The organism is Humibacter ginsengisoli, from assembly GCF_054780095.1.
Window position 1 is genome coordinate 206,929 of the sequence record NZ_BAAGWZ010000003.1, and the last position, 26,144, is coordinate 233,072.

General features: G+C 67.1%; 23 protein-coding genes. 1 reads left to right on the forward strand and 22 read right to left on the reverse strand.

Annotated features, from left to right (window positions below):
- Positions 1 to 133: 133 nt before the first annotated feature.
- The 21 genes from dnaE to ACYVI5_RS05800 form a co-directional block, all read right to left on the reverse strand.
- Positions 134 to 3,664 (reverse strand): DNA polymerase III subunit alpha, encoded by a 3,531-nt coding sequence (dnaE, locus tag ACYVI5_RS05700; RefSeq protein WP_460579345.1) that lies wholly within the window; start codon positions 3,662 to 3,664, stop codon positions 134 to 136.
- Between the two features lie 93 nt (positions 3,665 to 3,757).
- A complete protein-coding gene (locus tag ACYVI5_RS05705) occupies positions 3,758 to 4,681 on the reverse strand; it encodes an RluA family pseudouridine synthase (protein WP_460534052.1) in 924 nt (307 codons plus the stop codon).
- Position 4,682: 1 nt separating this feature from the next.
- Positions 4,683 to 5,450 carry a signal peptidase II gene (gene lspA, locus ACYVI5_RS05710; protein WP_460579346.1) on the reverse strand — a complete coding sequence of 256 codons (768 nt, stop codon included), beginning with the start codon at positions 5,448 to 5,450 and terminating at the stop codon, positions 4,683 to 4,685.
- A complete protein-coding gene (locus tag ACYVI5_RS05715) occupies positions 5,440 to 6,135 on the reverse strand; it encodes a DivIVA domain-containing protein (RefSeq protein WP_460533848.1) in 696 nt (231 codons plus the stop codon). The genes lspA and ACYVI5_RS05715 overlap by 11 nt, the downstream gene beginning before the upstream one ends.
- 103 nt (positions 6,136 to 6,238) lie before the next feature.
- Positions 6,239 to 6,538, reverse strand: coding sequence for a YggT family protein (locus ACYVI5_RS05720; protein WP_460533846.1), 300 nt, complete (start codon positions 6,536 to 6,538; stop codon positions 6,239 to 6,241).
- A gap of 67 nt (positions 6,539 to 6,605) precedes the next feature.
- Positions 6,606 to 7,079, reverse strand: a complete 474-nt coding sequence (locus ACYVI5_RS05725) for a cell division protein SepF (protein ID WP_460533845.1) — start codon at positions 7,077 to 7,079, stop codon at positions 6,606 to 6,608.
- Between the two features lie 66 nt (positions 7,080 to 7,145).
- Positions 7,146 to 7,898, reverse strand: coding sequence for a YggS family pyridoxal phosphate enzyme (locus ACYVI5_RS05730; protein ID WP_460579347.1), 753 nt, complete (start codon positions 7,896 to 7,898; stop codon positions 7,146 to 7,148).
- Positions 7,895 to 9,067: a cell division protein FtsZ gene (gene ftsZ / locus ACYVI5_RS05735; protein WP_460533841.1), complete on the reverse strand. Its 1,173-nt coding sequence runs from the start codon at positions 9,065 to 9,067 to the stop codon at positions 7,895 to 7,897. The genes ACYVI5_RS05730 and ftsZ overlap by 4 nt, the downstream gene beginning before the upstream one ends.
- Positions 9,068 to 9,259: 192 nt before the next feature.
- Positions 9,260 to 10,357, reverse strand: coding sequence for a cell division protein FtsQ/DivIB (locus ACYVI5_RS05740; RefSeq protein WP_460579348.1), 1,098 nt, complete (start codon positions 10,355 to 10,357; stop codon positions 9,260 to 9,262).
- A 5-nt stretch (positions 10,358 to 10,362) separates the two neighbouring features.
- Complete coding sequence (gene murC, locus ACYVI5_RS05745) at positions 10,363 to 11,760, reverse strand: UDP-N-acetylmuramate--L-alanine ligase (protein WP_460579349.1); 1,398 nt, start codon at positions 11,758 to 11,760, stop codon at positions 10,363 to 10,365.
- A gap of 66 nt (positions 11,761 to 11,826) precedes the next feature.
- The gene (locus tag ACYVI5_RS05750; protein ID WP_460579350.1) at positions 11,827 to 12,942 is read right to left on the reverse strand and encodes a UDP-N-acetylglucosamine--N-acetylmuramyl-(pentapeptide) pyrophosphoryl-undecaprenol N-acetylglucosamine transferase; all 1,116 of its coding nucleotides are present in this window, start codon (positions 12,940 to 12,942) and stop codon (positions 11,827 to 11,829) included.
- Positions 12,939 to 14,216 (reverse strand): peptidoglycan glycosyltransferase FtsW, encoded by a 1,278-nt coding sequence (gene ftsW / locus ACYVI5_RS05755; protein ID WP_460533833.1) that lies wholly within the window; start codon positions 14,214 to 14,216, stop codon positions 12,939 to 12,941. Before ftsW ends, ACYVI5_RS05750 begins: the two co-directional genes overlap by 4 nt.
- Complete coding sequence (gene murD, locus ACYVI5_RS05760) at positions 14,213 to 15,718, reverse strand: Mur ligase family protein (protein ID WP_460579351.1); 1,506 nt, start codon at positions 15,716 to 15,718, stop codon at positions 14,213 to 14,215. The genes ftsW and murD overlap by 4 nt, the downstream gene beginning before the upstream one ends.
- Positions 15,715 to 16,824, reverse strand: coding sequence for a phospho-N-acetylmuramoyl-pentapeptide-transferase (gene mraY, locus ACYVI5_RS05765; protein ID WP_460533829.1), 1,110 nt, complete (start codon positions 16,822 to 16,824; stop codon positions 15,715 to 15,717). The genes murD and mraY overlap by 4 nt, the downstream gene beginning before the upstream one ends.
- The gene (locus ACYVI5_RS05770) at positions 16,821 to 18,248 is read right to left on the reverse strand and encodes a UDP-N-acetylmuramoyl-tripeptide--D-alanyl-D-alanine ligase (RefSeq protein WP_460579499.1); all 1,428 of its coding nucleotides are present in this window, start codon (positions 18,246 to 18,248) and stop codon (positions 16,821 to 16,823) included. Before ACYVI5_RS05770 ends, mraY begins: the two co-directional genes overlap by 4 nt.
- A complete protein-coding gene (locus ACYVI5_RS05775) occupies positions 18,245 to 19,771 on the reverse strand; it encodes a UDP-N-acetylmuramoyl-L-alanyl-D-glutamate--2,6-diaminopimelate ligase (protein WP_460579500.1) in 1,527 nt (508 codons plus the stop codon). Before ACYVI5_RS05775 ends, ACYVI5_RS05770 begins: the two co-directional genes overlap by 4 nt.
- A gap of 32 nt (positions 19,772 to 19,803) precedes the next feature.
- Entirely contained in the window at positions 19,804 to 21,588 is a 1,785-nt protein-coding gene (locus ACYVI5_RS05780) for a peptidoglycan D,D-transpeptidase FtsI family protein (RefSeq protein WP_460579352.1), read from the reverse strand.
- 48 nt (positions 21,589 to 21,636) lie between these two features.
- Complete coding sequence (locus ACYVI5_RS05785; protein ID WP_460579353.1) at positions 21,637 to 22,314, reverse strand: hypothetical protein; 678 nt, start codon at positions 22,312 to 22,314, stop codon at positions 21,637 to 21,639.
- A complete protein-coding gene (gene rsmH, locus ACYVI5_RS05790) occupies positions 22,311 to 23,276 on the reverse strand; it encodes a 16S rRNA (cytosine(1402)-N(4))-methyltransferase (RefSeq protein ID WP_460579354.1) in 966 nt (321 codons plus the stop codon). Before rsmH ends, ACYVI5_RS05785 begins: the two co-directional genes overlap by 4 nt.
- Before the next feature lie 106 nt (positions 23,277 to 23,382).
- Positions 23,383 to 23,814 carry a division/cell wall cluster transcriptional repressor MraZ gene (gene mraZ / locus ACYVI5_RS05795; protein WP_460579355.1) on the reverse strand — a complete coding sequence of 144 codons (432 nt, stop codon included), beginning with the start codon at positions 23,812 to 23,814 and terminating at the stop codon, positions 23,383 to 23,385.
- Positions 23,815 to 24,146: 332 nt separating this feature from the next.
- Positions 24,147 to 24,527 (reverse strand): DUF3040 domain-containing protein, encoded by a 381-nt coding sequence (locus ACYVI5_RS05800; RefSeq protein ID WP_460579356.1) that lies wholly within the window; start codon positions 24,525 to 24,527, stop codon positions 24,147 to 24,149.
- An 80-nt stretch (positions 24,528 to 24,607) separates the two neighbouring features.
- On the opposite strand from ACYVI5_RS05800, the gene ACYVI5_RS05805 reads away from it, so the two are divergent.
- A complete protein-coding gene (locus ACYVI5_RS05805; protein WP_460579357.1) occupies positions 24,608 to 25,708 on the forward strand; it encodes a polyprenyl synthetase family protein in 1,101 nt (366 codons plus the stop codon).
- A gap of 31 nt (positions 25,709 to 25,739) precedes the next feature.
- On the opposite strand, the gene ACYVI5_RS05810 is transcribed toward ACYVI5_RS05805, so the two are convergent.
- Positions 25,740 to 26,117, reverse strand: a complete 378-nt coding sequence (locus ACYVI5_RS05810; RefSeq protein ID WP_460579358.1) for an Rv2175c family DNA-binding protein — start codon at positions 26,115 to 26,117, stop codon at positions 25,740 to 25,742.
- Positions 26,118 to 26,144 lie beyond the last annotated feature (27 nt).

A 26,144-nucleotide genomic window follows, 5' to 3' on the forward strand; every position in this document is an offset into this window, starting at 1 on the left:
CAAGCCTAGAGGCGATTGAGGGTCGCATGTGCGAGCTTGCTTGCGCGGGCGGCCCGATTGAGCCTCTGAGTGGCGACGCCGTGATGTGGCGTGTCTGCTGCACGCGTGATCCATCCGAGACCGGGCGAACGCGTCAGACGAGGCAGGCGGGGCCGAGCAGTCCCTTCAGCTCGCCGTACAGGTCGGCCGAGACTGAGACGCGATACGGCAGCTCGAAGATCCTTGCCGTGGTGCCTTTCACGAGCCTCAGCCGCACCTCGCCGTCGCCGGCGTGGCGGATCAGCATGTCGCCGAGGTTCTGCACGACATCCGTCGTGGCGCGCTGATCCGGCATCGTGATGATGAGCGGACCGGACAGCCCGGACGCCACGGATCCGAGGTCGGGCGCGTACAGGCTGTAGGCGTGCAGATTCATGCCGTCATCGCGCATGCTGACTCTGCCGCGAACGACCACGATCGAGTCCGGCGTGAGCGCGGGGCCGAACTCCTGGTACGCCTTGCCCATGAACATCACGGTGATCTCGCCGCCGAAGTCTTCCACCGTGATCATGCCGTACTGGTTGCCGGATGCCTTCGCCACCCGGTGCTGGACTCCCGTCACGAGCCCGGCGATCGTCACCGTGTCGCCGTCCTGGGTGGATTCGGAGCCGGTGAGGTCGGCGATCGACGTGCTCGCCTGCTTGGCCAGTTCGAGTTCGAGGCCCGCCAGCGGGTGGTCCGACACATACAGGCCGAGCATCTCGCGCTCGAACGCCAGCTTCTGCCGTTTGTCCCACTCCGGCTTCTCGGGCACGAGCGATACGGAGGCACTCTGCGGCTCCTCGGCCAGCAACATGTCGAAGTCGAACCCCGCCTGCCCGGTGGCCTCGACTCGCTTGTCGTTGACGACGGACTCCACCGCTGCCTCGTGCACCTCCAGCAGCGCGCGCCGTGAGTCGCCGAACGAGTCGAACGCGCCGGCCTTGATCAGCGATTCGATGGTGCGCTTGTTCGCGACGTGCAGCGGCACCTTCTTCAAGAAGTCGTGGAACGACTCGAAGCGGCCCTTCGTCTCGCGGGCATCCCTGATGCCGTCCACCACGTTGGAGCCGACGTTGCGCACCGCACCGAGCCCGAACCGCACGTCGTCGCCGACGGCGGCGAAGAATCCGATCGACTCGTTCACGTCGGGCGGCAGCACCTTGATGCCCATGCGCCTGCACTCGTTCAGGTAGACGGCCATCTTGTCTTTCGAGTCCCCGACGCTGGTCAGCAGGGCGGCCATGTACTCGGCCGGGTAGTGCGCTTTAAGGTAGGCAGTCCAGTACGACACGACGCCGTATGCCGCCGAGTGCGCCTTATTGAAGGCGTAGTCGGAGAACGGCAGCAGGATCTCCCAGAGCTTGTCGATCGCCTGCTGCGAGTACCCTCGCTCGCGCATGCCGGAGAAGAAGCCCTCCTGCTGCTTGTCGAGCTCGGACTTCTTCTTCTTGCCCATGGCACGACGCAGGATGTCCGCCTGGCCGAGCGAGAATCCCGCCACCTTCTGAGCGATCGCCATGACCTGTTCCTGATAGATGATCAGGCCGTAGGTGGTGTCGAGGATCTCCTGCAGCGGTTCCGCGAGCTCGGGATGGATCGGGGTGATGGGCTGCAGCCCGTTCTTTCGCAGGGCGTAGTTGATGTGGGAGTTAGCACCCATCGGCCCTGGCCGGTACAGCGCGATGAGTGCGGAGATGTCCTCGAAGTTGTCCGGTTTCATCTGACGCAGCAGCGCGCGCATCGGGCCGCCATCGAGCTGGAAAACACCGAGCGTGTCGCCGCGAGTCAGCAGGTCGTACGCGGGCCGATCATCCAGAGGCAGCCCCTCCAGGTCGAGCTCGAATCCCTGGTTCGCCTTGATGTTGTCCAGCGCGTCGCTGATGATCGTCAGGTTGCGCAGGCCCAGGAAGTCCATCTTGATCAGGCCGAGCGATTCCGCCGCCGGATAGTCGAACTGGGTGACGATCTGGCCGTCCTGTTCCCGCTTCATGATCGGGATGACGTCGATGATCGGATCGGACGACATGATGACGCCCGCCGCGTGCACGCCCCACTGCCGCTTCAGGCCCTCGAGTCCGAGCGCCGTGTCGAAGACGGTCTTCGCCTCGGGGTCGCTCTCGACGACAGCGCGCAGCTCGACGGCCTCCTTGTACCGCGGGCTGTCTTTGTCGAACACCTGGTACAGCGGGATGTCCTTGCCCATGACTGCGGGCGGCATCGCCTTCGTGAGCTTCTCGCCCATGGAGAACGGGAATCCGAGCACTCGGCCGGCATCCTTCAGCGCCTGCTTCGCCTTGATCGTGCCGTACGTCACGATCTGGGAGACCCGTTCGGCGCCGTACTTCTCCGTCACGTACTTGACCGCCTCGAGCCGCCGGCGGTCGTCGAAGTCGACGTCGAAGTCGGGCATCGAGACGCGGTCCGGGTTGAGGAAGCGCTCGAAGATCAGGCCGTGCTCGAGCGGGTCGAGGTCGGTGATGCGCATGGCGTATGCGGCCATCGAGCCCGCGCCCGAGCCGCGGCCCGGCCCTACCCGGATGCCGTTGTTCTTCGACCAGTTGATGAAGTCGGCGACCACCAGGAAGTAGCCGGGAAAGCCCATCTGCAGGATGATCCCGGTCTCGTAATCCGCCTGTGCCCTCACCTTCTCGGGGATGCCGTCCGGATACCGCTGTTGGAGGCCCCTGCTGACCTCCTTGACGAACCAGCTCTCCTCCGTCTCACCCTCGGGCACCGGGAACTTCGGCATGTACTTGCCTGTCGAGAGCTCGAAGTCGATCTCGCAGCGCTCGGCGATCTCGAGCGTCATGTCACAGGCATCCGGATGCTCCCGGAACAGATCGCGCATCTGCTGCGGGGACTTGAGGTAATACTCCCCCTCGGGTTCGAGCTGGAAGCGCTTCGGGTCGTTCAGCGTCGAACCGGACTGCACGCACAGCAGGGCGGCATGGGACTTGGCGTCCTCCGCGTGCGTGTAGTGCAGGTCGTTGGTCGCCACGGTTCGCAGGCCGAGCTCCTTGGCGAGTCTGAGGAGGTCCTGCCGCACGCGCTTCTCGAGCCCGAGGCCGTGCTCCATGAGCTCGACGAAGAAGTTGTCCTTGCCGAAGATGTCGCGGTAGTCGGCAGCCGCCTTCACCGCCTCGTCGTACTGCCCGAGCCGAAGCCTGGTCTGCACTTCGCCACTCGGGCATCCGGTGGTGGCGATCACGCCCTTCGCGTAGCGCTCGAGAAGTTCGCGGTCCATGCGGGGCTTGAAGTAGTAGCCCTCGATCGATGCCAGTGACGACATTCGGAACAGGTTGTGCATGCCCTCCGTCGTCTCGGCGAGCATCGTCATGTGCGTGTAGGCGCCGCTGCCCGACACGTCGTCTTCGCCCCCGTTGCCCCACCGGACCCGAGTGCGGTCGCTGCGATGCGTACCCGGGGTGAGGTAGGCCTCCGTGCCGATGATCGGCTTGATTCCGGCAGCCTTCGCCGCCCGCCAGAACTCGAACGCGGCGAACATGTTGCCGTGGTCGGTGACCGCGATCGCCGGCATGCCGTGCGCCACGGCGGCATCCATCAGCGGACCGATCTTCGCCGCACCGTCGAGCATCGAGTATTCGCTGTGCACGTGCAGGTGGACGAAGGAATCAGTCGTCACGGCGTGTGGTCCTCCCGGTCGTCTGGGGAGTCCAGACTAACGGAGTGCACCCGCTCTCGATCGGCTCCGAAGCGGAGGTTCGCCGGTCCGCGATCAGGACTCACGCAGCACGTCGAGAGCGTGCTGCAGATCGGCCGGATACTCGGACACGAACGTCACCCACTCCCCCGTCGCGGGATGCTCGAACGCGAGCTGCCACGCCTGCAGCCATTGCCGGGTCAGCCCGAGCCGTGCTGACAGCGTCGGATCCGCACCGTACATCGCGTCGCCCACGCACGGATGCCTCTGGGCGGCCATGTGCACGCGAATCTGATGCGTACGCCCCGTCTCCAGATGGATCTCGAGCAGGCTGGCCGCGGGGAAGGCTTCCACTGTCTCGTAGTGCGTCACCGACGGCTTGCCCGCAGCGGTGACGGCGAACTTCCAGTCTGCTCGCGGGTGCCGTCCGATGGGAGCGTCGATGGTGCCCGCAAGCGGGTCCGGATGCCCCTGAACGATCGCGTGATAGATCTTCTCGACGGTACGGTCGTGGAACGCGCGCTTCAACGCGGTATATGCCCGCTCGCTTTTCGCCACGACCATGAGCCCGCTGGTTCCGGCATCCAGTCGGTGCACGATGCCCGCCCGTTCTGCGGCGCCTGAGGTCGAGATGCGATATCCGGCCCCGGCAAGAGCGCCGAGCACCGTCGGGCCCTCCCAACCGATGGACGGATGCGCCGCCACGCCGGCGGGCTTGTCGACGACAACGATGTCGTCGTCGTCGTACACGATCCCCAGCTCAGGTACGACGACCGGCACTATCTCGACGGCCGTCTTCGGCGTCCAGCCGATCTCGAGCCAGGCACCGGCGCTCAGCCGGTCCGACTTGTCGAGCACTCGGCCGTCGAGCACGACGCCACCGGCCTCCGCCACCTCGGCTGCGAAGGTCCGCGAGAAGCCGAGCAGCTTCGCCACGCCGGCATCCACCCGCGACCCGTCGAGGCCGTCCGGAACCGGCAGGCTGCGGTACTCGGTCATGTCAGACACGACCGTCGACTGGATGCCCCACCTCGCCGAGCTGCGCGCCGCGCGACTCTGAACGGTCGCGTCTCGCACCGGTGTCCCCGGCATCGGGCGCCGATGCGCCCTCGGTCTCGCCGACTGTATCGACGTCGGATGCCGAACCGGATGGGTCCTCAGCGTCGGCCGATTGCTCGGGCGTCGCGTCGCCGAGATGTTCGTCGGCAGACTCGGCGGGCCCCCCGGCGGACGACGCGGGGGCCGAATCCACCGATTTGGTCGCGCGTTTGCCGTCGAGGCCGACGCCCAGCACGGTAAGCAGCAGGAAGAGGATCATGGCCGCGACGATCGCCGAGTCGGCCAGGTTGAAAATCGCGGGGAGCAGCGGGATCCGAAGGAAGTCCACGACCTCCCCGACGCCGAACCCCGGCGGCCGGAACAAACGGTCGCTGAGGTTTCCCAGCAGGCCGCCGAGCACGAGACCGAAGACCAGCGCCCAGACCATCGAGCGGATGCGCCGGGCGTACCAGATCACGAAGACCAGCACGGCGACCGCGACGATCGAGAAGATCCAGGTAGATCCGGTCCCGATCGAGAATGCGGCACCCGGGTTGCGGTCGTACTCGAAGATCAGCAGGTTGCCGATGATGTTCTTCGGCACCCGGTAGGGCAGAGTCGTGACCACCCACCACTTGGCGAGCTGGTCGATCGCCAGCACGACGAGTGCGATCGCGACGAGCAGGATGATCGCGCGAACGCTGACCTTCCTGGAAGGCTTAGCCTCCAAAGCTCTGGAACGTCGGCGGGTTCTGGCGATCTGCGTCGCCCGAAGCAACGGCGGCGAACTGCCCGGACGCCGCGGCGGCACCGGCGGGCTTGAAACCACCCGTGGCAGAGCCCGCGTTGTCGAGGTCGCGCAACTGACCCTCGATGTAGCTCTTCAGCTTCGCGCGGTAGTCCCGCTCGAAGTTGCGCAGCTCTTCGATCTGACGCTCGATGGTGGAGCGCTCCGACTCCAGGGCGGTGATCTGCGCGCGCTGCTTGGCCTCTGCCTCTGCGACGACCCGGGCGGCGGTGGCGTGGCCCTCGGCGATCAGCGCGTCGCGCTTCTCGACGCCCTCACGCACGTGCTCCTCGTGCAACCGTCGTGCCAGCTGGAGAAGGTTGTTCGTGCTCTCGGTCTCATCCGCGCCGGAGACGGCCGGCTGAGGCGCGACCGGCGCGACCACGGGTGCGGGAGCCGGCGCTGCGATGGCCTGCGTCTGCTCGGACGACGAGGTGCGTTGCAGTTCGGCGATCCGCGACTCGGATGCCACGAGCCGCTGCTTCAGCTCGTCGTTCTCCTGGTTCAGCCGGCGCAACTCGACGACGACCTCGTCGAGGAAATCGTCGACCTCGTCCTGGTCGTAGCCCTCACGGAATTTGGTCGGTTGGAACCGCTTGTTGACGACATCTTCCGGAGTTAGCGCCATGGCTTACCACCCTTAGAGCTTGATTTTCGAACAGTGGATAACGTTCAGCTAACGCTAGCAAAGTCGCCCGCGACACTGCCATCTGCGTGAGCCTGATGCGACATCAGATGAACGACGACGCGATGTACATGCCGATGATGCACGCGAACATCGTCAACGTCCAGCCGAAGTCGAGTGCGACCGGTCCGAGCGACAGCGGAGGGAGCAGTCGCCGGAAGAACTTGATGGGCGGATCGGTGACCGTGAACGCCGCTTCCGCAAGCACCAGGCCGAACCCGCGTGGTCGCCATCCGCGGGCGAAAGTACGCACGAGATCCAGTACGAAGCGAACCCACAGCACCACGAAGAAGAGCAGGAAGATGTAGTACGCGACGGTCGCGACGATGAAGACGGCGAGGGGCACAGATCAAGTATGCGGGACGCTGGCTGTGCCTCGGCTCCAGCCCCCACCGCTTGCGTCGCTCGTGCGGCTACGCACTGGCGAAGAACGACGCCTCGACGTCGTTCCCGGCGTTCGTCGCCGAGCCCGACACCATGACGTGCTCCGGCGAGAGCAGGAAGACCTTGCTGGTCACCTTCTCGATCTTGCCGCGCAAGCCCTGCGTCAGACCGCTGGAGAAGTCGATCATGCGCTGGGCTTCGGATTCGCTCATCTGCGACAGGTTCAGGATCACGGGGACTCCTTCGCGGAAGGACTCCGCGATCATCTTCGCGTCGCTGTACTGCCGGGGGTGAACCGTCAGGATCTCATTCACTTCTTGCACCGTCACATTCCGGGCCGGGGTCGGCTTACGCAGCGGCGTGACAGGCGCCTTGGCCGGAGCAGGATGCTGGACCGGCGCGACAGGTGCCGGATGCGCAGTGGCGACCGGTTCTTCGTCGTACTCGAGCTCGTCTTCGACGAGACCGAGGTAGGCCATCGTCTTCTTGAGCGGGTTTGCCATGCGATCCTCCGTGTGCAGCTCGAGGTCTTGCGGTCTCGCCGGTCGTCGGCGTATTCCACAGCCAGGCTAAGCACGCTCGGGTCGCTTTCCCGTGATTGCAGTGCCGATGCGAAGGTGTGTCGCCCCTTCCGCTATCGCATCGGCATAGTCGCCGGACATTCCGGCGGAGATCGCTGTTGCATCCGGGGCGAGTGAACGCAGCCGGTCGGATGCCTCGCGCACCCGGGCGAACGCCCGTCGCGCGTCTTCGTTCAGCGGCGCCACAGCCATCACGCCGCGCAGGCGCAGCCCCGGTTCGGCCAGTATGCGCTCTGCAAGGTCGAGCAAGCGGTCCGGCGCTACGCCGCCGCGGCCGGGCTCGTCGGTGAGTGCCAATTCGATGAAGCAGTCGAGGTCGTTGCCGGCGGACGCTCGGTCGGACGCCCTCTCGGCGGACCCTCCGGCGCGGCTCAGGGCTCCGACGAGCGCGGGCCGATCCACCGAGTGCACCGCCGAGGCGAAGGTGCGGACCTGCTTCGCCTTGTTCGTCTGCAACTGACCGATGAAGTGCCAGCGCAGCCCGTTCGAATGCGTCTCGCCGACACTGGATGCCTTCGCTGCGGCCTCCTGCGCCCGGTTCTCGCCGACGTCGCGCACTCCGAGGTCGACGAGCGCACGCACGAGCGCGACGGGCTGGAACTTGGTCACCACGATGGTCGTGATCTCCGCAGGGTTCCTGCCCGCCGAGCGCGCGGCATCCGCCACGCTCTGCCGCACCCGCGCAAGCCGGTCGGCGAGACCCTGACGGGCCTCACCGCTCAGCTCCGAGGTATCGCTCACTTCAGGAAGTCGGGCACGTCCAGCACGTCGTCGTCATCGAACGACGGGTCGTTGGCCGCCGCTTCCACGAGCTTCGAGTCGGCGTCGGACCAGGAGCCCTGCGTCGGCACGTCTTCCTCCTCGAGCGCCTGCGTGTCGACCAGCTCCGACCCGGACGACGCCTGATCGGATCCCGTCGCCACGAAGGTGGAGCGACGCACGTCGACCGCCTTCTGCTGGGGTTCTCCTCCGTCGAAACCGGCGGCGATCACCGTCACACGCACCTCGTCGCCGAGGGTGTCGTCGATGACGGCGCCGAAGATGATGTTCGCCTCGGGATGCACCGCCTCCTGCACCAAGCGGGCTGCGTCGTTGATCTCGAAGATGCCCAGGTTGGAACCGCCCTGGATCGACAGAAGCACGCCGCGAGCCCCCTCGATGCTGGCTTCGAGGAGTGGCGAGGCGACTGCGAGTTCCGCTGCCTTGATCGCACGGTCCGCGCCCCGCGAGGAGCCGATGCCCATGAGCGCAGATCCCGCGCCGTGCATGACGGACTTGACGTCGGCGAAGTCGAGGTTGATGAGGCCCGGTGTCGTGATGAGGTCGGTGATCCCCTGAACACCGGCGAGGAGCACCTGGTCGGCGGTAGCGAACGCCTCGAGCATGCTGATGCCGCGATCGCTGATCTCGAGCAGCCGGTCGTTCGGCACGACGATGAGGGTGTCGACCTCTTCCTTCAGGCGAGCGACACCCGCCTCGGCCTGGTCCTGCCGGCGCTTGCCCTCGAAGCCGAACGGCTTGGTGACGACACCGATGGTGAGAGCGCCGATCGACTTCGCGATCCGGGCAACCACTGGCGCGCCACCGGTTCCGGTGCCGCCGCCCTCGCCCGCGGTCACGAAGACCATGTCAGCGCCGGTCAGCGCCTCCTCGATCTCCTCGGCGTGGTCTTCGGCTGCGCGGCGGCCGACCTCCGGATCGGCTCCGGCACCGAGCCCTCGCGTGATCTCGCGGCCCACGTCGAGCTTCACGTCGGCGTCGCTCATCAGCAGCGCCTGGGCATCCGTATTGATGGCGATGAACTCGACGCCGCGAAGCCCGAGCTCGATCATGCGGTTCACGGCGTTCACGCCGCCACCGCCGATGCCGACGACCTTGATCACGGCGAGGTAGTTCTGGTTTTGACTCACGACGGGCTCCCCTGGCGAATGCTGGCAACCTTCAACTTCAAGTCGAGGCTTAAAGTTATGCTCGGTATGCATTTACTACGCCTGACGTTAAGCGCGGCCCTCTCCTGCGCCGTGCAGATCTGCCGCGTGTCGCCCGACCGGGGTGCGAAGGCATCCATGACGGCCCACTCCGTGCGGTGGCGACGGTCCCGCTCAGCGCGTGACGGGGCTGTTCGGAGCGGAGACGTCGTAGACGGATGCGCCGGGGACTGCTTTGAGAAGATCCGCGAGCACCGAGGACTTGAGCGCGGCATCCTCCGGCCCGCCCCAGACCACCGAGACGCCGGAGGTCAGCTTGAGGGTGACATCCTGTGCGCCCGTGGCGCTAGCGGTGTCCACCTGCCCGAGCATGCCTGCCGGGAGAGCCGCGAGCACGTTCGCGGTCGCGCTGAACTCTTTCTGTCTGGACTGTTCGGAAGCGTCGTCGGGGATGGAGATGATCGGGTAACCGCCCGGGCGGTCTGGCGTGGTCTGCATCACGACGTGCGCCTGGTCGACGAGTTGGTACCCGGAAGGAACCTTCAGGAGCCCGATCGGCACGCGCTCGACGATGCGCACCACCAGGGTGCCGGGTGGATCGGCCTCCGTGCTGTAGCTCCGGATGAGCGGGAAGGCCGCCAGCTCCTTGCGCACCTTGCCGTAGTCGATCAGCGGAAGCGGCGTTCCGAGTTGGTTCGCGAGCGCGTGCTGCACCGCCTTCGCGTCGATGCGCTGCACGCCGACGACCCGGACGGTGCGGAGCGCCATGGCCGGTGAGAGCGAGACGAGAGCAGCCGCGAGAAGCACGAGAACGACGGATCCGACCCCGATCAGCCAGGCCAGGCGACGGCGACGCGAGGCTCGCGTGAACCGCTTGATCTCCGCGCGTTCGTACTTGCGGCGCTGACGGGCGGCTGCCCGCACGCTCGGGGAAGCCGGGCTGTCGCGCACCTCCGAGCCGCCGCGGTTCTCGGTGCTGTACCGCTGCGGCGTCCCCTTCCGTTGCTCCGCCCTCTTCCGGGGCTCGGCGCCCCGCCGTTGCTCGGACGACGCAGCCTTGCTTGCAGGGCTCGCCTTATTGGCGGAGGGTGCACGCTTGGCGGCCGGGATGACAGGAATCGGCGCGGTGTCGGCATCAGGTTCGGCACTCCGCGTTCCGTGGCCGCGATCGTCCAGCACCGCGGTCGGAACCTCACGTCCTGGCGCCTCGGCGCGCTGCCCACGCGCCAGCCGTCGCGGCGCCGCGTTCTCGAAACCCTGGGGACGCTTCACCTGGGTCAGCCGTTCGACCGTCGCAGGGATTCGAGCAGCTGCGGGACGATGAGGTTCACATTGCCGCAGCCGAGCGTGATCACGAAGTCGCCGTCGCGTGCGAAGTCGGCCGTGAAGTCGGCAGCCTGCTGCCAGTCAGGGATGTACGCGACACGGGACTGGTCGCGGAAGCGCTCGGAGACCAGCGCGCCGGTCACACCGGGAACGGGATCTTCACGTGCACCGAAGACGTCGAGCACCACTGTCTCGTCCGCGTAGCGTTCGAGCGTCTCGGCGAACTCCGCGGCCAGGCGCTGCGTGCGACTGTAGGTGTGAGGCTGGTGCACGGCGATGATGCGACCCTCTCCGACGACCGTGCGCGCAGCCTCGAGCACCGCCCGCACCTCGGTCGGGTGATGGGCGTAGTCGTCGTACACGCTGACCCCGCCGATGTTCCCGTGAAGCTCGAAACGGCGATGCGTGCCGCCATACGCCTGCAGCGCGTCCACTGCACGCTGGGTCTCGATGCCGAGATGGGTCAGCACGGCGAACGCGCCAGCGGCATTGTGGGCGTGATGGCGCCCGGGCACCCTCAGTTGCGCCCTGTACTCCTCACCCTTCCAACGAAGAGTGAAGGCGACCGGACCATCCGTCGTGATGCCGGTGACGCGCACGTCGGCGCCTTCCGACTCGCCGAACGTGAGCAGGTTGGCGTTGCCGATGCGCGGTGTCACGGCACGGGCGCCCTCGTCGTCGGCGGAGATGACGACGAGTTCGCGGGCGTGATCGGCGAACGCGACGAAGGCATCCTGCACGGCATCGTACGAGCCGTAATGGTCGAGGTGGTCGTCGTCGATGTTCAGGACGAGCGCGACGGCCGTGTCGTAGAGCAGGAACGAGCCGTCGGACTCGTCGGCCTCGATCACGAACAGACCGGAATCGCCGTGGCGCGCGCTCGTCTCCAGCCCCTCGATCACGGCGCCGTTCACGAAGCTCGGGTCCTCTCCCAGTTCGATCAGGGCGGTGGCGATCATGCCCGTCGTCCCGGACTTGCCGTGCGCGCCGGCGACGGCCACGAGCCGGCTCGACCGGGTGAGCCAGGCGAGCGCCTGGGAGCGGTGCAGAACCGGTATGCCGTTGGCAAGCGCGTACTGGTATTCGGGATTGTCCTGCCACAGGGCACCGGTCACGACGAGCGTGTCGGCGTCGCCCACGTTGGCGGCGTCGTGACCGATCCGCACGTCGGCGCCCAGCTCGCGAAGAGCGCGCGTGTACTCGCTCTCTGCGCGGTCCGAACCGCTCACCGGGATCCCCGCCTGCAGGAAGAGCCGCGCGATGCCGTTCATGCCGGAACCGCCGATGCCGACGAAGTGCGCTCGTCCGATCTGCTCCGGAAGTGGCATGGTCGGGTCGGGCTTGATCACGGTGCTTCAGGCATCCTGTCTCTGGTGCGATGGCGGTCTGCTGGGCGGGTTCCTTCCAGTATGCAGTCAGTGCGCTGAGGGCTTGCGGCGACCCGCTCGGGCCGGTCCGACTGCGTCCCGCTGCGCTTCGCCGATCAGGGCGACCATCCGCTCCGCACCGTCGCGCACGCCGACGCTCGCCGCCGCCGTCGCCATGCCGTGCAGGCGTTCTTCGTCGTGCAGCAGCGGAACGACGGATGCCCGGACCCATTCAGGAGTGAACAGAGCGTCGTCCACGAGGATCGCCCCACCCGCACCGACGACACCTGCAGCGTTGAACCGCTGCTCCCCGTTGCCGACCGGATAGGGCACGTAGACGGCGGGAATGCCCAGGGCCGAGAGCTCGCTCACGGTCGCGGCCCCGGCGCGGGAGATGGCGACCTCCGCGATGGCCAGCGCCAGATCCATGCGGTCGCAGTAGTCGACGAGATGGTAGCCGGCCACCTGCGGGTCGCGGAATTCGGCGGCGCCGCCCTGGATGTGCAGCACCTGGTACCCGGTGCCGGTGAGGTCCTTCGCGGAAGCGATCGCGGTCGCATTGACGCTACGGGCGCCGAGAGACCCGCCGGTGATCAATACGGTGGGACGGTCGTCGAGGCCGAAGTACTCCAATGCCTCTGCCCTGCGCGCCGCACCGTCCAGGTCTTCGATCTCACGGCGCAAAGGCATCCCGACGAACCGGGCGTGCGCGATCGGCGTGTTCTGAAACGCGACGCCCACCTGACGCGTGTACCGCGCACCGAGCTTGTTCGCGAGCCCGGGCTTCGCATTCGCCTCGTGCAGCACGAGAGGAACGCCTTCGCGGTGCGCTGCACTGTAGGCCGGCGCCGATGCGTATCCCCCGAAGCCGACGACGACATCCACGCCCCGCTCGGCGATCAGCCTGCGCACTCTGGCCACACTGGAGCGGAAGCGTGCTGGGAACCGCAGCGCCGCGACATCCGGCCGACGAGGGAACGGCAGCTTCGGAATCGTCACCAGCTCGTACCCGCGCTCCGGGACGAGGCGGGACTCGAGGCCCTCGGCGGTGCCGAGCACGATCACCCCCGCGTCCGGTTCGACACGGCGGAGCGCATCGGAGACGGCGAGAAGCGGATTCACGTGGCCGGCGGTTCCCCCGCCAGCCATGAGATACGTCGTCACCGGGCGCGGCTCCGAAGGCGACCGCCTAGTGCGGGCTCGGACAGCGGATTCGACGGCGTGCGCGTGAACGAGAGCACGACGCCGATACCGAACAAGGAGCTGATCAGGGCGGTACCTCCGGCGGATATCAAGGGCAAAGGCACACCGAGCACTGGAAGCAGTCCGAGCACGACGCCGATGTTCACCAGGCCCTGCCCGACCAGCCAGATCATCACCGCGCCGGTGACGACCCTGGCGAACGGGTCGGCCGTCGCGTTCATGATACGGACGAAACAGATCGCCAGCAGCACGAACAGAAGCAGCACGACGATGGCGCCGAGCAGGCCCAGTTCCTCGCCGATGATCGAGAAGATGAAGTCGGTGCTGGCGGCGGGCAACCAGTTCCACTTCGACTCGGAGTTGCCGAGGCCGACGCCGATGAGGCTGCCGTGCGCGAGCGCGAAGTTGCTCTGCTGAATCTGCCAGCCGGTGCTCATCGGGTCGGCTGCCGAGGGGTGCAGGAAGCCGAGGATGCGCTCGAGCCGGTTCGCACGCGTCACTGCGAAGAGCAGGGCGGCTCCGACTCCGATCACCCCGGCGGTGATCAACTGCCGCAACGGGATGCCGGCGAAGAACAGTGCGCCGAGCACGATCGCCACCATGATCGACGTGGTGCCGAGATCGCCGCCGGCGAGCACGAGCCCGATGGCCACCGTCATGACGAGCACGACGGGCAGCAGCCCGTACTTCCACTGCGACAGGCGATCCTGCTTTCGGGCGATGAACATGCCCATCCACAGGATCATCGCGATCTTGATCGCCTCGGAGGGCTGGAAGACGACGGGGCCGATCTTGAGCCAGTTCTGGTTGTATCCGGTTCCGTTGTCGGAGCCGAGCGGCGTCGCGATGACGAGCAGCTGAAGCGTCGCCGCGACGATGAGCGCCGGCCAAGCGATCCGCTTCCAGAAACCGGGTGGGATGCGTGAGGCCAGCAGCATGATCGGCACCCCGATCAGCGCGTACAGGCCCTGATTGAGGAAGCGCGCGAAGAAGCTGTCGCCGTTGGAGTGAGAGTCGACCGACGACGAGGAGAGCACCATCACGAGGCCGAAGACGACCATGAAGAGCGTCACGCCGAGCAGCAAGAAGTAGTTCGCCGACTCGCCCGCGAAAACCCGCCCGAGCGAGATACGGGCGCTGACGAGCGAACCGCGAGCCGACGACTCAGCGGCCGACGCATCCGCTGCGTTCGGAATGCGCCTCGGCGCACGCGAGGCCTGCGTGGGAGCTGTCACCGGTTCCCCCTGCCTATGAGGTCTCGCACCGCCCGCGCGAACCGGTCGCCCCGGTCCGCGAAATCGGTGAACTGGTCCAGCGACGCAGCCGCCGGTGCGAGGAGCACGGTGTCTCCGTCGCGCGCCAGACGCGCGGCGAGCCGGACCGCTTCCGGCATCACGTCATCAGTCTCTCCGGCCCCGACGGGGAGCACCCGAAGCTCTGGCGCGTGTCGGCGGAATGCGGCGAGCACGGGTTCCTGGTCGAGTCCGATCACCACCGCTCCGGCGAGGCGCGCCAGGTGCCTCTGCACGAGCCCGTCGAGTTCGACGCCCTTCAGCTGCCCGCCAAGCACCCACACAATGCGATCGAACGCGCGGAGCGACGCGTCTGCCGCGTGCGGGTTCGTCGCCTTCGAGTCGTCGATCCACGCCACACCATCGTGCACGGCCACGACCTCGATACGGTGCGGGTCGAGCCGGAACGTCTTCAGCGCCTCGCGGATGACGTCGGCGGACACCCCGCAGGACCTCGCGAGTGCGCTCGCGGCAAGGATGTTCGCCACGACGTGCGGCGCGCCGAGGCCGGCCGCCCGCAGTTCGTCGAGGGTGGTCAGCTCGAGGGCGGTCGTGGCACGGTCGTCGAGGAATGCGCGGTCGCAGAGAATGCCGTCGACGATGCCGAAGTCGCTGGGCCCGGGTGTGTCGAGCCCGAAGCCGACCGCCCTGGCTCCCTCCACCACGTCGGCCTCCTCCACCATGTGCAGGGTGGCGACGTCGGCGCGGTTGTAGACGCAGGCGACCTTGGTGTTGTCGTATACCTTCGCCTTCGCGGCGCCGTACGCCTGAAGGGATCCGTGGAAGTCGAGGTGGTCTTCGGCGAGGTTGAGGCAGACGCTGGAGTACGGGAACACCTCGCCGCCCGCGTTGCGATTCATCCAGTGCAGCTGATAGCTGGAGAGCTCGACGACGAGCACGTCGAACCCCTGCGGGTCGCGGATCGCATCGAGCACGGGGACGCCGATGTTGCCGCACGGGGCCGCGCGCAGGCCCGCTGCAACAAGGAATGTCGCCGTCAGCTCGACAGTTGTCGTCTTGCCGTTGGTGCCGGTGACGCAGATCCACTCCGCCGCCGGTTCCACTTTGTCGCGCACCCGCCAGGCGAGCTCCACGTCGCTCCAGACCGCGACCCCCGCGCTCTCCGCCCAGGTGAGCACCGCGTGGTCGGGGTGGTACCTGCCCGACGAGACGACGACGACCTGGGGAGCGAAGGATGTCACGGCATCCGGCACCGAGGACAGGTCGCCCACGTGAAGCCGTACCCCGATGACGTCGAGCAGGCGTGCGCGTTCCTCGTGCGGGGCGTCCGCCACCACGAGCACGTCGGCGCCGAGTTCGGCCAGAGTGTCGGCGCTGGAGAACGCGGCAACGCCGAGACCGAGCACCGCCACCCGCAAGCCCTGCCAGTCGGAACGCCAGCTGGTCAGGCCGGCGAGCCGACCAGGCAGATCGGGAGAGGTCACGACGTCCTCGAGAGCCACTCGAGATAGAAGGAGCCGACGCCGGCGGCCACGAGCAGTCCGGCGATGATCCAGAACCGCACGACGACCGTCACCTCTGCCCACCCCTTGAGCTCGAAATGGTGGTGGATCGGACTCATGCGGAAGATGCGTTTGCCGTGCGTGACCTTGAAGTACGCCCGCTGCAGGATGACCGAGCCGGCCTCGATCACGAACAGGCCGCCGATCAGCACGAGCAGCAGCTCGGTGTGGCTGAGGATGGCGAACGCGGCGAGGGCGCCGCCGAGCGCGAGCGAGCCGGTGTCGCCGAGGAAGATCTGGGCGGGCGACGTATTCCACCACAGGAACCCGACCAGCGATCCGACGATGGCGGCGGCCACGACCGCGAGGTCGAGCGGGTCGCGCACGGTGTAGCACTTGAAGAGGTTGTCGGTGTCGATCGTGTCGCTGAAACAGGACTGGTTGAACTGCCAGAACCCGATGATGATGTACGAACCGATCGCCAGGATGGAGGCACCCGTGGCGAGGCCGTCGAGGCCGTCTGTGACGTTGACCCCGTTCGATGCGGCGGTCGTGATGAGGTTGACCCAGATCAGGTAGAGGATGATCCCGATCACGGGAATGCCGCCCAGCACCATCAGGTCGATCGGGAGGTCTCTGATGAAGGAGATCTCGGTCGAGGCCGGCGTCACGCCCTCGTTGCTCGGGAAGTTGATGGCGAGGATACCGAAGAGCGTGGCGACGATGACCTGACCGACCACCTTGGACCACCCGCCGAGGCCGAGGCTGCGCTGCTTCCGGGTCTTGAGGAAGTCGTCGATGAAGCCGACGACGCCGAGGCCCACCATCATCAGAAGGACGAGCAGCGGAGAGGCCGAGAGCCCATCGCCGCCGTTCAGCAGCACGGCGACGAAGTAGCCGACCAGCGTGGCGAGGATGATGACGATGCCACCCATGGTCGCCGTGCCGCGCTTCGCGTGGTGCGACTGCGGACCGTCGTCGCGGATGAACTGACCCCAGTTCAGCCGGTGGAACAGCTTGACGAAGATCGGGGTGAGGAAGAGGGAGAAGGCAAGCGACAGCGCTCCAGCGGTCAACAGTGCTCTCACGAGTACAACTCCCCCAGCCGGTCCCCCAGGTGCCGGAGTCCGGCGGAGTTGGACGACTTGACAAGAACGGTGTCGCCGTTGCGGAGCAGTGACTCGAGCAACTCGTACGCCTCGTCCTGCGTCTCGACGAAGACCGATTCGCCGTCCCACGAGCCCTCGTTGATCGTCGAGATGTGCATGCGGCGTGCACCGGCGCCCACCACCACGACCTGGTCGACTCCGAGGCGCACTGCCAGAAGGCCGATGCGGTCGTGCTCTGCACCGGATGCCTCGCCCAGCTCGCTCATCTCGCCGAGCACGGCGATGGCGCGGCCCTCGGGCTCGCGCAGCTGCACCAGTGTCTTCAACGCGGCGGCCATCGAGTCCGGGCTCGCGTTATACGCATCGTTGATGATCGTCACGCCTCGCGCTCCGCCCATGACCTCCATGCGCCAGCGCTCCGCCCTGGTGACCGATTCCAGTCCGGCGGCGATGTCGTCGATGCCGACGCCGAGCGCGTGCGCAGCGCTCGCGGCCGCCAGCGCGTTCGCCACGTGGTGCTCGCCGAGCACCCGGAACGCGACCTCACGGCTCGGCCCTTCGCCCTCCGCGCCGGCGGGCAGGTGCAGCGTGAAGGTCGTGCCGGTGCGGCTGGATCGCACGTCCGTCGCCCGCACCCGATCCGGTGCGGCATCGCCGTCGACCCCGAACCACAACACCTGCGCCCTGGTCAGCGGTGCCATGGCGGCCACCCTCGGGTCGTCGGCGTTGAGCACGGCGGTGTCGCCGGCATCCAAATCGGTCACCATCTCGGACTTGGCACGCTGCGTGTGCTCGATCCCGCCGAACTCACCGGCATGCGCAAGGCCGACCTTGAGCACGACTCCCACGTCGGGTTTGGCCATGCGGATGAGCCTCGCAATGTCGCCCTCGCGGCTCGCGCCCATCTCGGCCACCAGAAAGCGGGTGTTCTCGCCCACCTCGAGCATGGTCAGCGGAGCCCCGACCTCGTTGTTGAAGGATGCACGGGGCGCGACCGTCTCGCCGACTCGCCCGAGGATTGCCGCCAGCAGGTTCTTCGTGGTCGTCTTGCCGTTGGAGCCGGTGATGCCCACGATGCGCAGGATGCCCGCCTCGCGTGCCCGCGCGATGCTGCTGCGTGCCAGAGCACCGAGCGCGTCTACCACGTCATCGACGACGACCTGAGGCACGTCGAGCCCGAGCTCGTGGTCGACGACGACGAGCGCTGCACCGCGTTCGACGGCCTGCGGTGCGAAGAGGTGACCATCGGTGAACTCACCCGGTTTCGCGAAGAAGATGCCGCCCGGCTCAACCTCGCGGGAGTCCGTGTAGGAGAGCCCTTCGACCAGGCGCGATGCGCCCTCCTCCGGGACCAGACGACCGCTGACGGCCTGGGCGATCTCCTCGATCGTCATGGCGATCACGACAGCCACCCCGCCTCGCGAAGCGCGAGCTTCGCATCCTCACGCGCTGAATAGGGCAACTGCACTCCCGCGACCTCCTGATAGTCCTCGTGCCCCGGCCCCGCATAGAAGACGATGTCTCCATCACCCGCGTGGGCGATCGCCGTGCGGATGGCGACCCGCTGGTCGGCGATCTCCTCCACGTGCGCGTCGGGCACGGCATCCAGCGCCCCGCGGATCAGCGCGGCACGGATGGCGGCCGGATCTTCGAAGCGGGGGTGGAAGTCGGTGATGATCACCTCATCGGCACCGCGAGCGGCGATCGCGCCCATGTCTGCGCGCTTCGTCGTGTCGCGGTCGCCATCGGCGCCGAAGACCATGATCACGCGGCCCGGTGTGACGGTGCGCAGCGACGCGAGGATGCGCGCGAACGCGTCCGGCGTGTGTCCGTAGTCCACGAACACCACGGGGCCCTCTTCGCCCGATACCCGTTCGGCGCGGCCGGGAATGTAGGCCTGGATGCCTCCATCACGTTCCAGCACCTGGCCGATCGCCTCGAGATCGAAGCCCGACTCGACGAGCATCACGATCGCCAGAGCGGCGTTGCCTGCCATGAACGATCCGAGGATCGGGATGCTTGTGGAGACCGCGCGGCCGTCGGGCCCGGCGAGCGTGAACACTGTGCTGTCGATGGACTCCTCGCCCAGCTCCACATGCCAGTCCGCCTCGACCCCTGGCACGGTGGCCAATGTCGTGACCGGGATGCGCGACTCGGCCGCGACACGTCGCCCCCACTCCGTGTCGACGGTGACGACGCCGCGCCGTGCCCGGTCGGGCGAGAACAGTGCGAGCTTCGCTTCGTAGTACTCCTCCATCGACGCATAGTCGTCGAGGTGATCGTGGCTGAGGTTCGTGAATCCGGCGACGTCGAACACGATGCCGTCGACGCGATGCCTGGTGAGCGCCTGCGCGGAGACCTCGACAGCCGCCGCACGCACCTCTGCCTCCCGCATCCGCGCGAGCAGGGCGTGCAGCTCGCTCGCTTCCGGCGTGGTCAGCGAGCTTGTGACAGCGAGGTCGCCGATGCGACGCTCTGCCGTGGAGCTGAGCCCGGAACGCACACCGATCTGCTCCAGGAGCGCGGCGATCATGTAGACGACGCTCGTCTTGCCGTTGGTCCCGGTGACGGCGAACAGCGTTGCGGGGTTCTCCTCGGTGCGGTAGACCCAGGCCGCAACCTCACCGAGCAGCGCGCGCGGGTCATCCGTGACGAGTACCGGGATTCCCGAGCCGGCAGCGAGTTCGGCTCCCGCGGCATCCGTGAGCACGGCCGTGGCGCCCGCCTCGGCGGCGTCGGCCGCGAAGGATGCGCCGTGCGCGCGTTTTCCGGGAAGGCCGACGTACAGGTCGCCGGGCTCAACGGCGCCCGATGCGACGGTCACGCCGCTCACCTCGACGGAGTCGACGCGCTCCAGAGCCTCGAACCCGAAGTCGGCCACCAGTTGCGACAGGGACCGGGAGACGGGGTGCTCGGGGCGCAGCATCGCGGTGCCCGTTCCGGTCACGTGGCTCACTTTCAATAGGTATCGGGGTAGTTCGCCGGCGGCGCAGTCGACGGTTGGACCCGGAACGCCTTGAGCACCTGGCTCATCATCGTCTTGAACAGCGGTCCCGCCGCCAGGGACGATGTAATCGTAGTCGGGAAGCCGATGTTCACCGAAACCAGGTACTGGGGGTTGTCGACCGGTGCGACACCCATCACGGAGACGTAGTACTTGCCCTTCAGATAGCCGCCGTTTCCGTCCGTCTCCTGCGCGGTTCCGGTCTTCGCGGCAACCAGGTAGCCCGGGATCTCGCTCGGAGGCAGCGTGGAGAGCGGCCCTCCTTTGAGCACGTTCTCGAGCATCCCGAGAATCTCCTGCGACGTCTGCGCCGACACCACCCGGGTGCCCTTGGTGGATGGCACGTCGGTCATCCTCCCGTCCGCCTGCTTGCAGCCCTCTATCAGCGACAACGGAACCTTGACGCCCCCATTTGCGATCGCCTGATAGGCGCTCAGCATCTGTGCCTGAGTGGTCGAGAGGCCCTGACCGAAGGTCGTCGCGTAACGAGTCTGCGCATCCCACGTCGAAGGTTTCGTGAACTCGCCTGACACTTCTCCTGGGAAGTTCACCGCCGTCTTGTCGCCGATGCCGAACTTCTTCATGAAGTCGTAACGCTGCTGATCGGGCATGCTGGTGCCGAGTTCCGACATGCCGACGTTCGACGACTCGGTGAGAACGCCGGTGAGCGTCAGGTGCTGCACCGGGTGGAACTCGTCGTCGGCGACGAACACGCCCTTCTGCGGTGCGAGCGTGTCGGGAACGACAAGTTGCGTTGTCGGGGATGCCCTGCCTGAATCGATCAGCGCCGCAGCAGTCAGGGGTTTGAAAATCGAGCCCGGTTCGTATCGGTCCTGGAACATCATCGCGTCCCAGTCCGCCACCGGGGTGGCGTCGAGGTTGTTCGGGTCTGCGGAGGGGTATTGGGCGGCCACCCGGATCTTGGCGTCCTTGATGCTGACCACGCTCACCATGCCGAACTGCGCGCCGAGCTGCGGAACGACCTTCGCCAGCTCGTCCTGCGCGAACCATTGCAGGTCGGGGTCGATCGTGGTGACGAGCTCGCCGCCGTCCTTGGCAGCCTTCTGCACCTTCGTGCTGCCGGGGATGGTGACACCGTCGGCCCCAACCTGATACGTCTCCTCACCGTTGTTGCCGGCGAGACACTTGTTCTCCCCCTTTTCCAGGCCCGCCTGCGGCTTGCCGTCCCCGTTCAGGAATCCGAGGATGTTCCCCGCCACCGCACCGTTCGGGTACACGCGCACCTGATGGCTGGTCGAGTCCAGCCACGGGATCTGCAGCGCGGTCAGCTTCTGGTAGGTGGCGACATCAACACCGTGAATGATCGGCGCATACATCGACTCCTTGTTCTTCGCCAATGCCGCCTGGATCGGACCCGTGATGTCGCTCGGCTTCTGGCCGGTGATCTTGGCGATGGCGGCAGCGGCGACATCGAGCGAGACCTTCTTGGTCTTGCCATCGATGGTTATGGCGCGCAGGCCCGTCGTGTACTTCGGAGTGGCTTGGAAGTCGTAGCGCGTCACGCTGCGAGCCAGAACCGTTCCGTCCTCGGCGACGATGGAGCCCCGCGTCCCCTCGATCGTGGAATAGTCGCCCCGTCGCTCAGCGGCTTGCTTGTCCAGCGCATTCGCCCGCACGACCTGCAGATCGACCAGCCGCACCACGAACACCACGACGATGACGACGACGGCGGCGATGGCGAAGGCGGAACGGCGACGGTGCGACTTGACGGTCGTCATCGGGCTCCTCGAAACGGCGGCTGGAACGCGGTGCGCTGCAGCGGTGGATCAGTGGGTCGAAGGCGCCGGCAGGGCCCCTGTCCACGGTACGGGGCCACCGTCGGACTGCGCCTGATTCGCGCTCGGTGTGCCCGATCCCGCCTCGCTGCCGGTGCCGGAGGCGGTCGCGTCGCCGGACGTCTGACCGGCGGTGCTCGACGTGCCGTTCTGCGCTCCGGCGCCCTGCTTCGTCGGCTTCTTCGTGGTCTTCGGTGCGGTGACCAGCGGAAGATCCTGAGTCAGCGCGTTTCCGACGAGCTGCCCCGTGGAGCCGGCCGATGCCGATGCCGGTGCCGGCGAACCGATCACCGCGCCGTCTGAGAGGCGCAGATAGACCGGCGTGCCGTTGTTCACCATGCCGAGGGCCACGGCGTTGGCGGCGAGGTTCTGTGGCGACGACAACGTCTGCACCTTCTCGGATGCTTCCTGGTAGGCGCGCGCGAGCTGCGCTTTGTTCGCCTGCAGCGACTCGATGCGATAGGCGCCTTGCGAGACTCCGATCGACAGCAGCAGTTGCGCGACAACGACGACCATGACCGTCGTCACGGCGACAGCGGCGTAGAAGAGCTTCGGCCGCGCTCGGCGCTGCGCACGCGGCAGTGCTGCGAGGTGCGGCGCCGTGCGCTGCGCCGGCCCGCGGGTGGCCGGAATCCGCGTCGATGGAAGAGTCGCAGTCGCCTGGCTCATGAGTTCCCCCTGATACGTTCCGCCGCGCGCAGCCGCACCGGAATCGAGCGCGGGTTGCGCGCCCTCTCCGCTTCGTCGGCCAGCTCGGCGCCCCTCGTCAGCAGCTTCAGCTCCGGTCGGTGCTCGGGGAGCTCGACCGGAAGTCCCACGGGCGCGGTCGACGCGGCCCTCGCCGCCAGAGCCCGTTTCACAATGCGGTCCTCCAGGGACTGGAAGGACATGACGGCGATGCGCCCGCCGACGCGCAGAAGATCGATGGCCCGCGGGACCGCTCGCTCCAGCACGTCGAGCTCGTGGTTGACCTCGATGCGCAACGCCTGGAAGACGCGTTTGGCCGGATGCCCGGCTCTCTGCACCGCGGCAGGCGTCGCATCCTGGATCACCGCAACGAGCTGCCCCGAACGGGTGATCGGCTCCTGACTCCTGGCCCGCACGATGGCCCGCGCGTACCGGGCGGCGAGCTTCTCCTCGCCGTAGTCGAGGAAGATGCGCCGCAACTCGTCCTCGCCGTACTCGGCGACGACGACCTGCGCGGTCAGCTCCGAAGTGGAATCCATGCGCATGTCGAGCGGGGCGTCCTTGGAGTAGGAGAACCCACGCTCCACCCGGTCCAGCTGCAGGGAGGAGACGCCGAGGTCGAAGAGCACGGCGTCGACCGTTGTGTATCCGGCGGATGCCACGGCATCGGCGATCCCGTCGTAGACCGTGTGCACCGCCTTCAGCCGGTCGCCGAACGCTGACAACCGCTGTGTCGCCAGTGCGATCGCCTCGGTGTCGCGGTCGAGCGCGATCACCGTGAGAGAGGGGAAGCGCTCCAGAAAGGCCTCGGTGTGGCCACCCAGGCCGAGCGTCGCGTCGACGAGCACCGGCCTGTCGGTCTCGAGCGCCGGCGCGAGCAGCTCGACGCAGCGCTCGAGCATGACCGGCGTGTGGATGTCCCGCGGATCGCTGTCATCGACCATGGAATGTCGGAGCCCGCTCCTGGCGCCGGATCCCCATCCACACGCCACCTGACACCGGGGAAGTGCGTCAGGGTGCGATGTGTGGCTGGGAGTCCGGCGCCAGGCGCTAGAACAGCCCCGGGATCACCTCCTCGGCCGTCTCCGCGAACGACGCCTCGTTCGCGGTGAGGTAGGCATCCCACGCGGCGGAGTCCCAGATCTCCGCACGGTTGCCTGCACCGATCACGGTGAGATCCCGCTGCAGTCCGGCGTACGTCCGCAGAAGCGGTGGGATCGTCACGCGGTGCTGCTTGTCGGGGATCTCGTCACTGGCGCCCGAGAGGAACACGCGCAGGTAGTCACGGGCCTGCTTGCTCGTGACCGGTGCCTGCCGGATCTTCTCGTTCAGCGACTCGAACTCGCGGCGCGGAAAGACGTAGACGCATCGCTCCTGGCCGCGGGTCATGACGAGTCCTGATTCGAACTCTTCGCGGAACTTGGCCGGGAGGATGATGCGCCCTTTCTCGTCGAGCTTCGGGGCGTAGGTGCCAAGGAACATCGGCCCTCCCCCGGTTGATCTGCGCCGCGAGCCTGCGACATCCTCCACTTTACTCCACATCCTTCCACGAATCGCGGAAAGATGACGGATTCACAGCATAGGCCGCCCCGAAAGCCGTGAAAAGACAAGGAAAGTCCATGGTGGAGGACGGTGGAGGATCTTGGGCACTCAGACCGCACGCTGAAGGGCGGCACACGGAAACGCGTTGCTGAGCATCGGTAGGTAAGCCCGGGGGGAGCTATCCCTTAAACACGAATCGCGCGCCTTTCGGCGCGCGATGGTTCTTCAGATGGTGGCTCGTCGGCGGACTGGAGCGCACGCGAGCCGGTGCCTCAGTGGTCTCCCTCTTGGCGCTTGTCCCAGCGCTCGTTGAGTTTGTCCATGAAACCGGGTTGTGCAGGTTTGGCGGCAGGCGTCTCCGACTGCTCGTCGGCGATCGCAGCGGCTCGCTTGGCGCGGCTGGGCGTGATCGCCACGAGCACACCGACAAGCATGAGAGCAAAGCCCAGGATGCCCACCACGATGACCTGGATGAACACCCCGGTCAACAGAACGGCGACACCCACCACGGCCAGAAGAATGCCGAGGACGACGGCGCGGTAGGTGGGACGGACTCGGGTTCCACCGACCTTCGCGACGAAGTCGGCGTCATTCTGATAGAGGCTGCGCTCCATCTCATCGAGGAGGCGCTGCTCGTGCTCCGAAAGCGGCATCCTTGTCCCCCTCAGGCTAACGAGAATGACGATGTGGTGACTTCTTATTCTAGTCTCGCTGCCGCAGCTAGGCTAGGCGCGTGCCCGAAAGCTCGCGATTGATCGATCTCATCGACGACCGTATCGGACACTTCCTTCAGACGCGCGATTCCATTTTGTTGTCCATCGCCCCGGAGATGGGGCCGCTGGCGGCGATCTCCCGGCAGTTTCTCAGTGGCGGCAAGAGATTCCGGGCCCTGTTCTGCTACTGGGGCTATCGCGCGGTGAACGACACGCGGGACGCGAGCGAACCGGAGCGGCTCGACCCCGTGATCGGCTCCGCCGCAGCCCTCGAACTGTTCCATGCGGCCGCCCTCGTGCACGACGACATCATCGACCGATCCGACACCCGGCGCGGCGCGCCGTCGGCGCATCGCCGGTTCGAGTCGCTGCACCGGGAGAGCGGCTGGGACGGCTCGGCCGCCGATTTCGGAGACGGCGCCGCTGTGCTGCTCGGCGACCTCCTGCTGGGCTTCAGCGACGACCTGCTCGCGGAGGCGCTCGCCGACGACGTTCCTGCCGACCGGGCGAAGGAGGTGCGCCGGGAGTTCGGGCGCATGCGAGCCGAGGTGATCGCCGGTCAGTATCTGGACATCCTCGAGGAGCGATCGTGGCGAACCGGCACCGATGACGAGCTCCTCCCGCGTGCCGAACGGGTGATCGTCTACAAGTCGGCGAAGTACAGCGTGCAGGCGCCGCTCGTCATCGGCGGCATGCTCGCCGGCGGCACGCTCGAGCAGCTGGATGCCCTGCGCGAGTTCGGCCTGCCGCTCGGCATCGCCTTCCAGTTGCGCGACGACCTCCTCGGCGTCTTCGGCGATGCACACGTGACCGGCAAGCCGAGCGGAGACGATTTGCGGGAGGGCAAGCGCACCGTGCTCGTCGCGCTGACCCGCAAGGCTCTTCCGGCATCCGCGAGGCGCGTGCTGGATGAGCTCCTCGGGGACCCCGACCTCGGCGACGAGCAGATTCGTATGCTGCAGAGCACGATCAACTCATCGGGCGCCACCGCCGAGGTGGAGCGGATGATCCTGGGGAACGTCGATCGCGCAAGGCGCGCCCTCGACGGCGCACCGCTGGCGGACGTCGCGGTGGGTCAGCTGCGGGACCTCATCGAGTCGGTCAGCGATCGCGTCGCATGACCGACGGGCCCTGGGAAGTCTCAGGCACGCCCTAACCCAGCGCCTGAGCGATGCGACGCACCTCCGCCTTGCGCCCGGCGCGCAAGGCGTCGATGGGAGCGACGCCCAGGCTGTCCTCCGGCTGCAGCAGCCACGACATGGCATCGCTGTCGCTGAAGCCGGCATCAGCGAGCACGATAAGGGTGCCTCGCAGCTCGCTCAGCGGCTCGTCGCCTGCGATGAAGTCCGATGGCACCTTCAGCACACCGTCGACGCGGGTCGCCAGCAGATGCTTGTCTTCGAGCAATCGGTGGACGCGCCCGACACCTACGCCGAGCACATCGACGAGCTCGGGCACGGTCAGCCAGGTGCGCTCTGCTTCGGTTCGGGTTTCCTGAGACTGCGCGGATGCGGAACTGGGTTTCGCCACTGAACAAGGGTGTCATGAACCGGGCAT

What these genes read in the sequence shown, in the direction of transcription:
- ACYVI5_RS05705 (WP_460534052.1), bottom strand. Translation starts at nt 4,681, where the DNA reads ATGACCGAGTACCGCAGCCTGCCGGTTCCGGACGGCCTCGACGGGTCG.
- ACYVI5_RS05715 (WP_460533848.1), bottom strand. Translation starts at nt 6,135, where the DNA reads ATGGCGCTAACTCCGGAAGATGTCGTCAACAAGCGGTTCCAACCGACC.
- ACYVI5_RS05725 (WP_460533845.1), bottom strand. Translation starts at nt 7,079, where the DNA reads ATGGCAAACCCGCTCAAGAAGACGATGGCCTACCTCGGTCTCGTCGAA.
- ACYVI5_RS05775 (WP_460579500.1), bottom strand. Translation starts at nt 19,771, where the DNA reads ATGCTGCGCCCCGAGCACCCCGTCTCCCGGTCCCTGTCGCAACTGGTG.
- ACYVI5_RS05780 (WP_460579352.1), bottom strand. Translation starts at nt 21,588, where the DNA reads ATGACGACCGTCAAGTCGCACCGTCGCCGTTCCGCCTTCGCCATCGCC.
- ACYVI5_RS05785 (WP_460579353.1), bottom strand. Translation starts at nt 22,314, where the DNA reads ATGAGCCAGGCGACTGCGACTCTTCCATCGACGCGGATTCCGGCCACC.
- rsmH (WP_460579354.1), bottom strand. Translation starts at nt 23,276, where the DNA reads ATGGTCGATGACAGCGATCCGCGGGACATCCACACGCCGGTCATGCTC.
- mraZ (WP_460579355.1), bottom strand. Translation starts at nt 23,814, where the DNA reads ATGTTCCTTGGCACCTACGCCCCGAAGCTCGACGAGAAAGGGCGCATC.
- ACYVI5_RS05800 (WP_460579356.1), bottom strand. Translation starts at nt 24,527, where the DNA reads ATGCCGCTTTCGGAGCACGAGCAGCGCCTCCTCGATGAGATGGAGCGC.